The 12,564-nt window shown below is 70.3% G+C and carries 12 protein-coding genes; 11 read left to right on the forward strand and 1 reads right to left on the reverse strand.

Features of this window, described 5'->3' with window-relative positions; genetic code table 11:
• Positions 1 to 2 precede the first annotated feature (2 nt).
• The 10 genes from FJ091_16075 to FJ091_16120 all read left to right on the forward strand — a co-directional run bounded on the left by FJ091_16075 (position 3) and on the right by FJ091_16120 (position 11,010).
• Complete coding sequence (locus FJ091_16075) at positions 3 to 1,634, forward strand: glycerol-3-phosphate dehydrogenase/oxidase (protein MBM4384871.1); 1,632 nt, start codon at positions 3 to 5, stop codon at positions 1,632 to 1,634.
• On the forward strand, positions 1,631 to 2,980 hold the full coding sequence (locus FJ091_16080; GenBank protein MBM4384872.1) for an FAD-binding protein: 1,350 nt from the start codon (positions 1,631 to 1,633) through the stop codon (positions 2,978 to 2,980). The genes FJ091_16075 and FJ091_16080 overlap by 4 nt, the downstream gene beginning before the upstream one ends.
• A gap of 118 nt (positions 2,981 to 3,098) precedes the next feature.
• Positions 3,099 to 3,554 carry a hypothetical protein gene (locus FJ091_16085; GenBank protein ID MBM4384873.1) on the forward strand — a complete coding sequence of 152 codons (456 nt, stop codon included), beginning with the start codon at positions 3,099 to 3,101 and terminating at the stop codon, positions 3,552 to 3,554.
• Between the two features lie 150 nt (positions 3,555 to 3,704).
• Positions 3,705 to 5,069: an NADP-dependent isocitrate dehydrogenase gene (gene icd / locus FJ091_16090; GenBank protein MBM4384874.1), complete on the forward strand. Its 1,365-nt coding sequence runs from the start codon at positions 3,705 to 3,707 to the stop codon at positions 5,067 to 5,069.
• 82 nt (positions 5,070 to 5,151) lie between these two features.
• Complete coding sequence (mdh, locus tag FJ091_16095) at positions 5,152 to 6,081, forward strand: malate dehydrogenase (GenBank protein MBM4384875.1); 930 nt, start codon at positions 5,152 to 5,154, stop codon at positions 6,079 to 6,081.
• Between the two features lie 30 nt (positions 6,082 to 6,111).
• Positions 6,112 to 7,278, forward strand: coding sequence for an ADP-forming succinate--CoA ligase subunit beta (gene sucC, locus FJ091_16100; protein ID MBM4384876.1), 1,167 nt, complete (start codon positions 6,112 to 6,114; stop codon positions 7,276 to 7,278).
• Between the two features lie 2 nt (positions 7,279 to 7,280).
• Positions 7,281 to 8,156 carry a succinate--CoA ligase subunit alpha gene (sucD, locus tag FJ091_16105; protein MBM4384877.1) on the forward strand — a complete coding sequence of 292 codons (876 nt, stop codon included), beginning with the start codon at positions 7,281 to 7,283 and terminating at the stop codon, positions 8,154 to 8,156.
• A gap of 21 nt (positions 8,157 to 8,177) precedes the next feature.
• Entirely contained in the window at positions 8,178 to 9,278 is a 1,101-nt protein-coding gene (locus FJ091_16110) for a hypothetical protein (protein ID MBM4384878.1), read from the forward strand.
• A gap of 137 nt (positions 9,279 to 9,415) precedes the next feature.
• A complete protein-coding gene (locus FJ091_16115) occupies positions 9,416 to 10,036 on the forward strand; it encodes a hypothetical protein (protein ID MBM4384879.1) in 621 nt (206 codons plus the stop codon).
• Positions 10,033 to 11,010: a metallophosphoesterase gene (locus FJ091_16120; GenBank protein MBM4384880.1), complete on the forward strand. Its 978-nt coding sequence runs from the start codon at positions 10,033 to 10,035 to the stop codon at positions 11,008 to 11,010. The genes FJ091_16115 and FJ091_16120 overlap by 4 nt, the downstream gene beginning before the upstream one ends.
• A gap of 50 nt (positions 11,011 to 11,060) precedes the next feature.
• Here the strand turns inward: FJ091_16120 and FJ091_16125 are convergent, their stop codons facing one another.
• A complete protein-coding gene (locus FJ091_16125) occupies positions 11,061 to 12,128 on the reverse strand; it encodes a hypothetical protein (GenBank protein MBM4384881.1) in 1,068 nt (355 codons plus the stop codon).
• 64 nt (positions 12,129 to 12,192) lie between these two features.
• On the opposite strand from FJ091_16125, the gene FJ091_16130 reads away from it, so the two are divergent.
• The coding region (locus tag FJ091_16130; GenBank protein ID MBM4384882.1) for a polyphosphate kinase 2 family protein at positions 12,193 to 12,564 on the forward strand (372 nt) is incomplete at its 3' end.

A 12,564-nucleotide genomic window follows, 5' to 3' on the forward strand; every position in this document is an offset into this window, starting at 1 on the left:
CCGTGACGCGCGTTCTCCGCACACAGGTCCTGGTGATCGGAGGAGGCATCAACGGCACCGGCGCCGCGCGCGATCTCGCGCTGCGCGGCGTCTCGTGCGTGCTGGTGGAGAAGAAGGACCTCGGCTCGGGCACGACCTGGTCGTCGTCCGGAATGATCCACGGCGGCCTCCGGTATCTGCAGAAGGACCCCGAGGTCACGTACCACTCGTGCGTGGACTCGGGCGCGATCCAGCGCATCGCGCCGCATCTGGTGTTCCGCATCCCGTTCCTGATGCCGGTGTTTCCCGAGGATCCGATCGGGCCCGAGATCGTCGAGATCGGGCTCGAGATGTACGACCGCTTCGTGCCGCTCAAGAATGGGCGCCCGCACACGCGGCTCACGAAGGCGCAGGCGCTTCAGCTCGAGCCCGCGCTCTCGCCGCGCCTCGACTGCGCGTTCACGCTCGACGAGTGGGGCATCGACGCCGCGCGGCTCTGCGTCGCGAACGCGCTCGCTGCCGCCGAGCGCGGCGCGCAGATCTTCACGCACAGCGAGGCGGTGGAGTTGTTACGGGACGGCGCGGGCCGCGTGAGCGGCGCGCGCGTGCGCGACCGCGTGCGCGGCGACGAGACGATCGTCGAGGCACAGCTCGTGCTGAACGCGGGCGGGCCGTGGGGCCCGGAAGTGGCCGAGCTCGCGCGCGAGAAGTTCAAGCTGCGCCCCGGCAAGGGCGTCCACCTCGTGTTCGAGCGCCGCGTCTCGAACCTCGCGATCTACGCGCGCGGCGTCGACGGCCGCGACATGTTCACGTTCCCGCACGAGCAGAACTCGATGGCGGGCACCACCGACGACGACTACTACGGCGACCTCGACAAGATCGGCACCGAGGAAGACGAAGTCGCCTACGTGCTCGAAGCGATGGAGCGCTCGATCCCGCGCATCCGCGAGCACCGCGTCGCGCACGCGATCCAAGGCGTGCGGCCCACGCTCTACGGCTTCGGCGCCTACGAGGACGAGCTCTCGCGCGACTACCGCGTGATCGACCACGGCAAAGAGGGCGCGGCGCCGGGCCTGTGGACGATCACCGGCGGCAAGCTCGCGGCGTACCGGCTGATGGCCGAGGACGTCGCGAACCGGCTCTGCGCCGAGCTCGGCGTCACGACACCGTGCAGCACGGCGACCACGCCGCTGCCCGGTGGCGAGGCGCCGCTCGATCACGCGGCGCTCGCACGCAGATTCGGCGTCGGCATCCCGGCCGCTCTGCGCCTCGGCTTCCGCCACGGCGTACGCGCGGAGCACGTGCTCGAAGGGGGCGCGGAGAAGCGGACGGTGTGTGCCTGCGAGCCCGTGCTCGAGGCGGAGCTGCGCCACGCCGCGAAGCACGAAGGCCTGCGCAAGCTGGCCGACTGCCCGCTGCGCGTGCGATTGGGGAACGGCGCGTGCCAGGGCGCGAGCTGCGCGGGCTTCGCGGCGCAGGTGCTGGCCGACGAGCTCGGCTGGGACGGCGCGCGCGCGGTGCGCGAAGTCGCCGAGCTCGCGGCGGCGCGCTGGCACGACATCGCGCCCGTGCTCTCGGGGCAGCAGGTCGCGCAGATGGAAGTTCATCGCGCGGTGTTCTTCGGGATGATCGGCGCGCTCGAGGTGCTGCCGTGACGATCGCGGTGATCGGCGGCGGCCTCGCCGGCGCGGCAGCGACGCTCGCGCTCGCGGACGCGGGCGCCGACGTCGTGCAGATCGCGGGCCCGCCCGGCGCCACTGCGCTCGGCTCCGGCGCGTTCGACCTCGCGAGTGCGTCGCCCGGCGTGCCGTGGCTCGCGGCGCGCGACGCGCTGCGCGGTTCGCCGCTGACCGCGCTCGACCGCATCGCGTTGTCGTTGCGGGAAGCGCCTTCGCACCCGTATGCGCGGCTCTTCGGCGGCGATGTCGCCGCCGCTCAGAGCGCAGCGCGCGAAGCCGTCGCGCGCCTCACGCGCTGGCTCGCGCCGCAGGGATCCCCGCTCGCGGGCAGCTTCGACGCAAGCGCGCTGCTGGTGTGCTCGCCCGGCACGCTGCGCCCCGTCGACTTCGCGACGCCGGGGCCGGCGGGCGGCGACATCTCCGCGTGCGAGGAGATCGCCCTCCTCGAAGCGCCAGGGCTCGCGGGCTATGACGCGCGCTTCACCGCGCGCGGCCTGACCGCTGAGCTCGCCGCGGTGGGTCTCGCGCACAAGCGCGTGAGCGTCGTACCCGTGGCGTGGCCCGCGGGCGTTCTCGACGAAAGCCCCGCGCGCGTCGCGGCGCGGCTCGATGCGCCCGCGGCTGGCGACGCGCTCGCGCAGGCGCTGCGCGGCCTCGGCGGCGCGGGCCGCGTGCTGCTCGCGCCGCCGGTGCTCGGCATCGCGCGCACCGAGGCGCTCGTTGCGCAGCTTTGCTCCGCGGCGGGCGGCGCAGTCGCCGAAGTGCTCTCGTTCCCGCCGCACGCGCTGGCGGGCTTTAGGTTCGAGCGCGCGCTGCGCGCCGCGGTGAGCGCAAGCGGCGCGCGAGTCGTACCGGGCCGCGTGCGCGCATTGCGCGCCGGAAGCGCGGGCGCCGCGCACGAGCTCGAAGTCGAGGTGTTCGGGGCGGGCGCGGAGATGCTCGGCGCGCGCGCCGTGGTGCTCGCGACGGGGCGCTTCACCGCGGGCGGGCTCACGGCGAGCGGCGGCGAAGTGCGGGAGCCGCTGCTCGGCCTCGCGCTGCACGACGCCGAAGGGCGCCGCATCGACGGCATCCCGCCGCACCGCTCCGTGCGCAAGGGCTACGCGACGTGGCAGCCGCTCTACAACGCGGGGGTGCGCGTCGATGCGTCGCTGCGCCCGCTCAAGCCAGCCGGCGGGCCCGCCGCGGAGCGCACGTTCTGCGCGGGCGAGCTGATCGGCGGCTTCGATCCCGCGCGCGAACGCACCGGCATGGGCGTCGCGCTGATCACGGGCCTCGCGGCGGCGGCGCGCGCCATCGACGCGGCCGGAGTGAAGAGCTGATGCGCGCCGAGCCTCGAGGCGATGCCCCGATCGAACGCGGCTCGCGAAGCGCAAGTGGCCCGCGCGGGCGACGCTCGCGGAGGCCGCGCGCAGCGACGCGAAGCCGAGCGGAGCTCGCATGAGAACTGGATACCGCGGCTTCTTCCGCGAGTTCACGCGCACCGGCACGTGGCGCGCGGTCTCGCTGCAAGTGCGCACCGGCGTCGCCCACATCGCGCGCCAGCTCTTCGCGCGCCGCAGCGGCGACCCCGCCGCGCAGTTCCTCGCGCACTACCGCGACGACGGCGTGCGCGCGCCCGACGCCAGCGCGCGCGCGCTCCACCTCGACGCGTCGAAGTGCCTCGTGTGCGGGGTGTGCTCGCTCGAGTGCGCGCGCGTGGGCGGCGCGCCGCCCCTCGACCCGCGCGAAGCCGTGATCGCCGCGTCGCGCCTCGAGACCGACCTGCTGCGTGAGGGCCTCGCCGCCGAGCTCTCGCGCGGCGCCGCGTGCGGCGGCTGCGACGCGTGCAGCCGCATCTGCCCCGCGCAGATCCCGGTGCACCGCGTGCAGGAGCGCCTCGCGACGCTGCGCTGACGCGCCTGGGGTCTGACCCCAAGCACCGCCGGGGACCGCATGATGGCGGAGCGACCTCAATGCTTCCCCCGCGCTTCTGCTTTGCCGTCGCAAATCTCGGTGGCGTTCGGCGCGGGCAGTCGAAACAAGACGTGCTAAATCGCCGCGCCTATGCCTACCGCGATTTCGCTTTCGAACGGCAAGCTGAACGTCCCCAACGACCCCGTCATTCCCTTCATCGAAGGCGACGGCACTGGCCCCGACATCTGGCGCGCTTCGGTGCGGGTGTTCGATGCGGCGGTCGCGAAGGCCTACAAGGGCCAGCGCAAGATCGCGTGGCAAGAAGTTCTCGCGGGCGAGAAAGCCTTCAACCAGACGGGCAACTGGCTTCCGGACGAGACGCTCGAGGCGTTCCGCAAGTACCTCGTCGGCATCAAGGGCCCGCTCACGACGCCGGTCGGCGGCGGCATCCGCAGCCTGAACGTCGCGCTGCGCCAGATCCTCGATCTCTACGTGTGCCTGCGCCCGGTGCGGTACTTCGCCGGCGTGCCCAGCCCGGTGAAGCGCCCCGAGGCGGTCGACATGGTGATCTTCCGCGAGAACACGGAAGACATCTACGCCGGCGTCGAGTGGCAGGCGGGCTCGCCGGAAGTGAAGAAGGTGATCGAGTTCCTCCAGAAAGAGATGGGAGTGAAGAAGATCCGCTTCCCGGAGACGAGCGGCATCGGCATCAAGCCCGTCTCGAGCGAGGGCACCGAGCGCCTCGTGAGCGCCGCGATCTCGTACGCCCTGTCGCAGAAGCGCCGCAGCGTGACGCTCGTGCACAAGGGCAACATCATGAAGTTCACGGAAGGCGCCTTCCGCGACTGGGGCTACTCGCTCGCGACGCGCGCCTTCCGCGCGCAGTGCGTGACCGAACGCGAGAGCTGGATCCTCGGCAACAGGGAGGCGAACGCGAGCCTCTCGGTCGAGGCGAACGCGAGACTCGTCGACCCCGGGTACGAGATGATGACCCCGGCCCAGCAGGCGACGGTGCGCAAGGAGATCGAGGCCGCGCTCGCGCTCTGGCCGACGCACGGCGACGGCAAGTGGAAGAAGCTGCTGATGATTCGCGACTCGATCGCGGACATCACCCTGCAGCAGGTGCTGACGCGCCCGAAGGACTTCGACGTGATCGCGACGCCGAACCTGAACGGCGACTACCTCTCCGACGCGCTCGCGGCGCAGGTCGGCGGCATCGGCATCGCGCCGGGCGGCAACATCAACTACGCGACGGGCCACGCGATCTTCGAGGCCACGCACGGTACGGCGCCGAAGTACGCGAACCTCGATCAGGTGAACCCGGGCTCGGTGATTCTCTCGGGCGAGATGATGTTCCGGCACCTCGGTTGGAACGAGGCCGCGGACCTGATCATCCGTGGCATGGACCGCGCGATCGGCGCCAAGACGGTGACCTACGACTTCCACCGCATGATGGACGGCGCGAAGCTGCTGAAGTGCTCCGAGTTCGCCGACGCGTTGATCAGCCACATGTAGGGCGCGCCCGCGAGCGCGGGCGCCGTTTCGATTCAACTCGCGCGGCCCCTGCTCGCGCTTCGACCCTCAGGAGATGTCAGGTATGGCGCGTCCGAAGATTGCTCTCATCGGCGGCGGCAACATCGGCGGCGTGCTCGCCGAGCAGATCGCGTATCGCGAGCTCGGCGACGTCGTGATCTTCGACGTGGTCGAGGGCCTGCCGCAGGGCAAGGCGCTCGACATGGCCGAGGGCAGCCCGCTCGCGGACAGCGACGCGAAGCTCTCCGGCGCGAACTCGTACGAGGGCATCAAGGGCGCGGACCTCGTGATCATCACCGCCGGCCTCGCGCGCAAGCCCGGCATGTCGCGCGACGACCTGCTCAACACGAACCTCGCGATCATGAAGCAGGTCGCGGTCGGCGTTCGCGACAACGCGCCGAACGCGACGGTGATCGTGGTGAGCAACCCGCTCGACGCGATGGTCTACACGTTCAAGCAGGTCTCGGGCTTCCCGAAGAACCGCGTCGTCGGCATGGCCGGCGTGCTCGACAGCGCGCGCTTCCGCGCCTTCGTCGCCTGGGAGCTCGGCGTCTCGGTGCAGGACGTGACCGCGCTCGTGCTCGGCGGCCACGGCGACACGATGGTGCCGCTCACGCGCTACTGCACCGTCGCGGGCATCCCCGTGACCAAGCTGATCGCCCCGGACAAGCTGAACGCGATCGTCGAGCGCACCAAGAACGCGGGCGGCGAAGTCGTCGCGCTGCTGAAGACCGGCTCCGCGTTCGTGTCGCCCGCGCTCTCCGCGATCGAGATGGCCGAGTCGATCCTGCGCGACAAGAAGCGCGTGCTCGCGTGCGCGTGCCTGCTCGAAGGCGAGTACGGGGTGAAGGGCCTCTACGTGGGCGTGCCGTGCGTGCTCGGCGCCGGCGGCGTCGAGCGCGTGCTCGAGGTCGAGATGAACGCCGACGAGCGCAAGCTGTTCGACGCGAGCGTCGAGCACGTGAAGAAGCTCGTCGCCGAGATCAAGCTCTAACAAGCCGCGCGACGCGCTCTCGGAGATCCCATGAACGTTCACGAGCATCAAGCCAAGGCGCTGTTCAAGAGCTTCGGCGTCGCGGTTCCGGCGGGTGCGCTCGCCACGACACCGGCGGAGGCGGAGGACGCCGCGAAGGCGCTCGGCACGCCGATCACGGTGGTGAAGGCGCAGATTCACGCCGGCGGCCGCGGCAAGGGCGGTGGCGTGAAGCTCGCGAAGTCGCCCGCGGAGGCGAAGCAGCACGCCAGCCAGATCCTCGGCATGACGCTCGTCACGCATCAGACCGGCCCGCAGGGCAAGCTCGTGCGCTCCGTGTACGTCGAGGCGGGCAGCGAGATTGCGCGCGAGCTCTACCTCGCGCTCACGCTCGACCGCGCGACCGAGAACTTCGCGGTGATCGCGTCGACCGAAGGCGGCATGAACATCGAGGAAGTCGCGGAGCACACGCCCGAGAAGATCCACACCGAGCTCATCGACCCCGTCGTCGGCCTCCAGCCGTATCACTGCCGCAAGATCGCGCGCGCGCTGAAGCTCGACGCGCCGCAGACGAAGAAGCTCGAGGACTTCCTCAGCGCGCTCTTCAAGCTCTACATCGAGAAGGACTGCTCGCTGGTCGAGATCAATCCTCTCGTCGTGACGAAGCAAGGCGACCTGTTCGCACTCGACGGCAAGCTCAATTTCGACGACAGCGCGCTCTACCGGCATCCCGACATCGCCGCGCTGCGCGATCCCGAAGAGGAAGACCCGCGCGAGCGCGCGGCCAAGGAGATCGACCTCGCCTACGTCGGCCTCGACGGCGAGATCGGCTGCATGGTGAACGGCGCGGGCCTCGCGATGGCGACGCTCGACGCGATCACCGTGAACGGCGGGCGCCCGGCGAACTTCCTCGATGCCGGCGGCGGCGCCGACAAGGAGAAGGTGAAGGAGGCGTTCAAGCTGATCCTGCGCGACGAGAACGTGAAGGCGATTCTCGTGAACATCTTCGGCGGCATCGTGCGCTGCGACCTGATCGCGGAAGGCGTGGTCGCCGCCGCCGCCGAGCTTGCGGTGAAGGTGCCGCTGGTGGTGCGCCTGCAAGGCACGAACGCCGAGGAAGGCCGCAGGATCCTCGCCGGCTCGGGGCTGAACATCACACCCGCAGAGACGCTGGCCGAGGCCGCCGAGAAGGCCGTCGCTGCGGCGAAGGGGAAGTAGGCATGGCGATTCTCGCCGGCAAGCACACGCGGCTCATCGTCCAGGGCATGGGCAAGATGGGTCAGTTCCACGCCAAGCTCTCGCTCGAGTACGGCACGGCAGTTGTTGGGGGAATTCATCCCGGCAAGGGCGGCACGAAGATCGACGGCATCCCGATCTTCGACACGGTGCTCGAGGCGAAGGAAGCGACGGGCGCGAACGCGAGCGTCGTGTTCGTGCCGCCGCCGGGCGCCGCCGACGCGATCCTCGAAGCCGTCGATGCAGACCTCGATCTCGTCGCGTGCATCACCGAAGGCATCCCCGCGATCGACATGGCGAAGGCGAAGCGCGCGATGAAGGGCAAGCGCACGCGCCTGGTCGGGCCGAACTGCCCCGGTGTGGTGGTCCCGAATCAGTGCCGCATCGGCATCATGCCCGCGAAGATCACGCGCCCCGGCCCGGTCGGCGTGGTTTCGCGCTCGGGCACGCTCACCTACGAGGCGGTCGACCAGCTCTCGCGGCTCGGCATCGGCCAGAGCACCTGCCTCGGCATCGGCGGCGATCCCGTGATCGGCACGAACTTCGTCGACGCGCTCGCACTGTTCGAGGCCGACCCCGAGACGAAGGCGGTGGTGATGATCGGGGAGATCGGCGGCTCCGCCGAAGAGACCGCCGCTGCATTCGTCAAGGCGAACATGAAGAAGCCCGTCGCGGCGTTCATCGCGGGCCAGAACGCGCCCGCCGGAAAGCGCATGGGCCACGCCGGCGCGATCATCGCGGGCGGCAAGGGCCGCGCCTCCGACAAGATGGACGCGCTGCGCGCCGCCGGCGTCGCGGTGTCGCTCTCGCCCGCGACGATCGGCGAGACGCTCGCGAAGCACGCGCGCGCGGTGTTGTAGGCCGAGGCGGAGGCACGCCGAGTGCGGGATACCGAGTCGCGCGGAATCGCTGAGGATCCGCCGACGCGACCCTTCCTGCGGCTGCTTCCCGCGCTCGTGCTCCTCGCGCTCTCGACGTGCGCTGCGCTTGCGCTCAGCGAGATCGTCCTGCGAATCGCCCATCCGGTGGAGGCCTCGTGGCTGGCGATCTATCGCCGGCATCCGAGCCAGCCCATGCACGCGCTGTTGCCGGGTGTCGACGCGCGAGTCGACACCGGCGAAACGCACTGGCGTGTGCTCACCGATGCGGATGGCATGCGTGTCGGCGCCTCGGCGGATGTTCCCACGCGATGTCTCGTGCTGTGGCTCGGCGATTCGTTCACGTTCGGGTACGGCGTCGACTATGAGCAGTCCTATGTCGGACTCGTGGCGGCGCGCGATCCGCAGGCTCGCCACCGCAACGCAGCGGTCCCTGCCTACGGACCGGTTCAGTACCGGCGCGTGCTCGAAGCCGCGTTGGCGTCGGGCGAACGTCCGAGCGCGGTGCGCGTCGTGACGTTCGTAGGCAACGACTTTCACGACTCGTTGTGGTCGAAGGACGCCCCGGTGCAAAACGGAATTCTGGGCGACCGTGGCGGGCTGAAGAGCTTCTTGAAGCGAAACCTGCACCTCTACCGCCTCGCTTCGATCGGGTTCCACCGCGTCGCTCCCTCGCGCAACACCGAGCACGCAGACGTCCGCGCCGAGCTGGCCGACGCCGCAGCCTGGGAGCGACCGTTCCTCGCCCGCGCGAAGCAGGTGTACGGCGCCGAGATGGCGCGCATTCGCGACCTCGCGCTCGAGGCCGGAGCGCGCGCGCAGTTCGCGATCCTGCCGACTCGCGAGGCCGTCGAGGCGATGCGCTCGGAGGCGCCCGTGGTTGGCGATCCGACTCTCCCCGTCGAAACCGCGCGCGCAATCCTGCAGACGCTCGACCCGGCGGTGCTCGACCTCTCGTCTGCGCTGCGCGCGGCCCCGGCAAGCGAGACCTTCTTTCGTTTCGATGGCCACCTGGCTCCGCTGGGAAACCGCATCGTGGCCGCCCAGATGGCGGAGAGTTGGGCGGAGGGCTGCCCTGCAGCGGAGGCGCAACTGTCCCGCTGATCGCGCGGATGCTGCGTTGGCGGTTAGAGCCGCGGCGCGGCCCTCGGAACGGGGTCCATCGTCCTGGACACAACTCCGCGCAGATCGCCGCGCCCGCCAAGTAAGCTCCACGCCTGAGGGAGCGCGAGGAAGCGACCATGGAAGCTGACCAGGCGGAGGACTCCGAGCGCGACGGCGACGGCGACGGCGACCGCGACGGTGGCGGAAAGAAGAAAAAGAAGAAGGGCGACTCCGGAGGCCGCTCCGTCGAGACGCTCTTCAAGGTGCTCTACCGCAACCACGTCGAGCTGACGGCGATCGCCGACACCAAGGCGAACATCATGGTGGGCATCAACGGCCTGCTCACGAGCGTCTCGCTCGGTGCCGTGCTGCCCCGGATCGCGGAGAGCGACGCGCAGTGGCTCGCGCCCGCGATTCTGTTGATTCTCGGCTGCGGCGTCTCGCTCGCCTGCGCGATCCTGTCGGCGCGGCCGCGCGTCTCGACTTCGCAGGTCTCGCTCGACGACATGCGCAGCCACCGCGCGAACCTGATGTTCTTCGGGCACTTCACGAAGCTGACGCCCGACGACTACGCGCTCGGTCTGCGCGAGTTGATCGACAACGCCGACCTCCTGCGCGAGCAGATGGCGCGCGACATCCACCAGCTCGGCTTCGTGCTCACGCGCAAGTACCGGTTGTTGTGGGCGTCTTACACGGCGCTGCTCGTCACGGTCGTGGCGAGCATCGGGAGCGCTCTCGCGTTGAGTCTCTTCGCTTGAAGCGCGGCCTGCGCGCGCTCGCCGCGTGCCTCCTGCTGCTGATCGCGACGGCGGGCATCGCCAAGCAGCCGCGCCGCATCGTCGTGATCGGCGACGTGCACGGCGGCCACGCGCAGCTCGCCGCGCTGCTCGCGGGCGCGGGCATCACGGACGCGAGCGGGCGCTGGATCGCACGCGACACGACGCTCCTGCAGCTCGGCGACCTGCTCGATCGCGGCGCAGGCGAGCGCGAGGTGCTCGATCTGCTGATGCGCCTCCAGAAGGAGGCGCGGAATGGGCGCGGCGAAGTCATCGTGCTGCTCGGCAATCACGAGGCGATGAGCATGCTCGGCGACCTGCGCTACGCGACGCCGCAGGGAGACGCGAGCTTCGGCGGCGCAGAGGCGCGCCGACTCGCGCTCGCGCCGAAGGGGAAGTACGGCCGTTGGCTGCGCAGCTTGCCTGCGATCGCGCGGATCGGCGGCACCGTGTTCGTCCACGGAGGCGTCACGCCGGAGGTCGCGGCGCTTGGCGTCGACGGCATCCGAAAGCGCGTGAGCGGCGAGCTGCGGCGCATGGACGCCGCGCGTGCGGGTGCCGTGGGCAAGCAACTGCTCTCGCCCGAAGCAGGGCTCGACGCGCTCCTCGCGCTTCAGCTGCCCGAGATCGCGGGCTACCCGGGCTGGCTCATCGCGCACCAAGAAGGCCCGCTCTGGTTTCGCGGCTTCTCGCAGTGGAGTGACGCCGAGCTCGCGGAAAGGCTGCCGGGAATCCTGAAGGCGCTGCGCGCGGAACGAATCGTCGTCGGGCACACGGTCCAACTGCCTGCGCGGATTCGCGCGCGCGCCGGCGGACGCGTGCTGCTCGCGGACACGGGCTTGCTCGGTCCGCCCGCGTATCCCGGCGGTGCTCCGCTCGCGCTCGAGCTGCGCGGCGACGCGCTCACGGCGATCCGCGTCGACGGCGAGCGCATCACGATCACGCCGGAACCCTGAGGAGCACGAACGCGGCTCGTCGCCGTCGCGCCCGGAGGCTCGGCTGCTCGCTAGACGGAGCTCTTGCGGCACTCCTTCGCCAGCGTCGCGTTCGACTTCGCGGTGTCGGCGGCCCAATCGTAGAAGCGGTCCAGGAACTCGAGCGCGCGCTTTCGCCGCTGCGCATTCAGCTCGGGCTGCGCATCGAACAGCGCCTTCATCTCGGCGCGCTTCGCGACGAGCTCGTCGATCGCGGCGCGATGCTCCCCGGGCGCGCGGCAGCGGCCGCGAAACACGCGCTGCGTCACGCGCTGGATGCCGAGGCCGGCGGTGGGCATCGCGTACGGCGGATTCACGACGCCAGTCTGGTCGAAGTCGTACGGGATCACGGTGATCACGCCGGACGGAAAGCGGTACGCGCGCGCGTTGTGACAACAGCCGCTGTCGGCGCTCGCGACGAGCGAGAAGTCCGTCATCCCGATCATGTAGTAGAACATCTCGACACGCCGCGCGGCCACCGGATCGAGTGCGGTCGCTTCGATGCGGGTTTCCTTCACGCGCTCCGCGCCGATCCGCTTCGCGAGGTTCGTCCCGTCCTCGATCACGAACCCGGCGCGCTCGAAGCGCGGCTTCGTATCGCCGGGGTCGAAGTAGCGCACGTGCAGCAGCCGCACGCGAAAGTGGTGCGGCGTGAGCAGTGCGTAGCTCCGGTAGAGCAGGTACTCGAGCAGCACGTTCTGCTCGAACTCCTGCCCCGATTTGCAGTGCGTCACCAGCTTCAGCTCGCCGATCCCGCGAAACAGCGTGCCCTTGCGGGACTCTTTGGCGAGGTCGAGGCGCAGCGGCGGGAACTCGCACACGTCGCGGCTGAGGCGCGAGCGGCCGCGCGTCTCGATCTGGATCGGGAGCTCGACGCGACCGCTCGCTCCGTCGTACGCGAGCTTCGCCGGCCGCGGTGTCGGAGTCTCCGAGCGGTCACGGCGAATCGTCGACCAGTCGGCCTCGAGGTCGAGCGTGAGTGCGTCGTGACTGTCGAAGATGCGCGGCGCGCGCGGCTTCGCCGGGTCCTCGGCGCGCGCCGGGCCGGCGCTCAAAAGGGCGATCGCGATCGAGAGCGTGATGCAGCTGCGCATGGTCACCTCGCTTCGGCATTGTATTCCCGATTCGACTCTGGTTCCGTTGCAAGCTCATTGCGAGGCCCTAATGGATCGAGTTTCCAGCGCGAGCCAGCTCTCGCGCATCTACCGGGTGGACGGCAAGCGCAAGTTCCGCCTCGCCGATTTCGATCCCGCGCACACTGGGCCGCTCTCCGGCGAGGACGAGCCGCGCGCCCGCGCGCTCACGCAGCAGGCGACCGAGCGGCTCGCGGAGCTGCAGGACAAGCTCTACGCGCAGGACCGCTGGGCGCTGCTCGTGCTGATCCAGGGCATGGACGCGTCGGGCAAAGACACGACGATCCGCGAAGTCATGTCGGGGGTGAACCCGCAGGGCTGCCAGGTCTTCTCGTTCCGCAAGCCGTCCGAAGAGGAGCTCGATCACGATTACATGTGGCGCTGTTTTCGCGCGCTGCCCGAG

It is taken from the genome of Deltaproteobacteria bacterium (assembly GCA_016875395.1).
In the GTDB taxonomy this organism is placed as follows: Bacteria; Myxococcota_A; UBA9160; order UBA9160; family UBA6930; genus VGRF01.

Coding starts and splice junctions, on each gene's coding strand:
- FJ091_16085 (MBM4384873.1), top strand. CDS start 3,099: ATGAGAACTGGATACCGCGGCTTCTTCCGCGAGTTCACGCGCACCGGC.
- icd (MBM4384874.1), top strand. CDS start 3,705: ATGCCTACCGCGATTTCGCTTTCGAACGGCAAGCTGAACGTCCCCAAC.
- mdh (MBM4384875.1), top strand. CDS start 5,152: ATGGCGCGTCCGAAGATTGCTCTCATCGGCGGCGGCAACATCGGCGGC.
- sucC (MBM4384876.1), top strand. CDS start 6,112: ATGAACGTTCACGAGCATCAAGCCAAGGCGCTGTTCAAGAGCTTCGGC.
- sucD (MBM4384877.1), top strand. CDS start 7,281: ATGGCGATTCTCGCCGGCAAGCACACGCGGCTCATCGTCCAGGGCATG.
- FJ091_16115 (MBM4384879.1), top strand. CDS start 9,416: ATGGAAGCTGACCAGGCGGAGGACTCCGAGCGCGACGGCGACGGCGAC.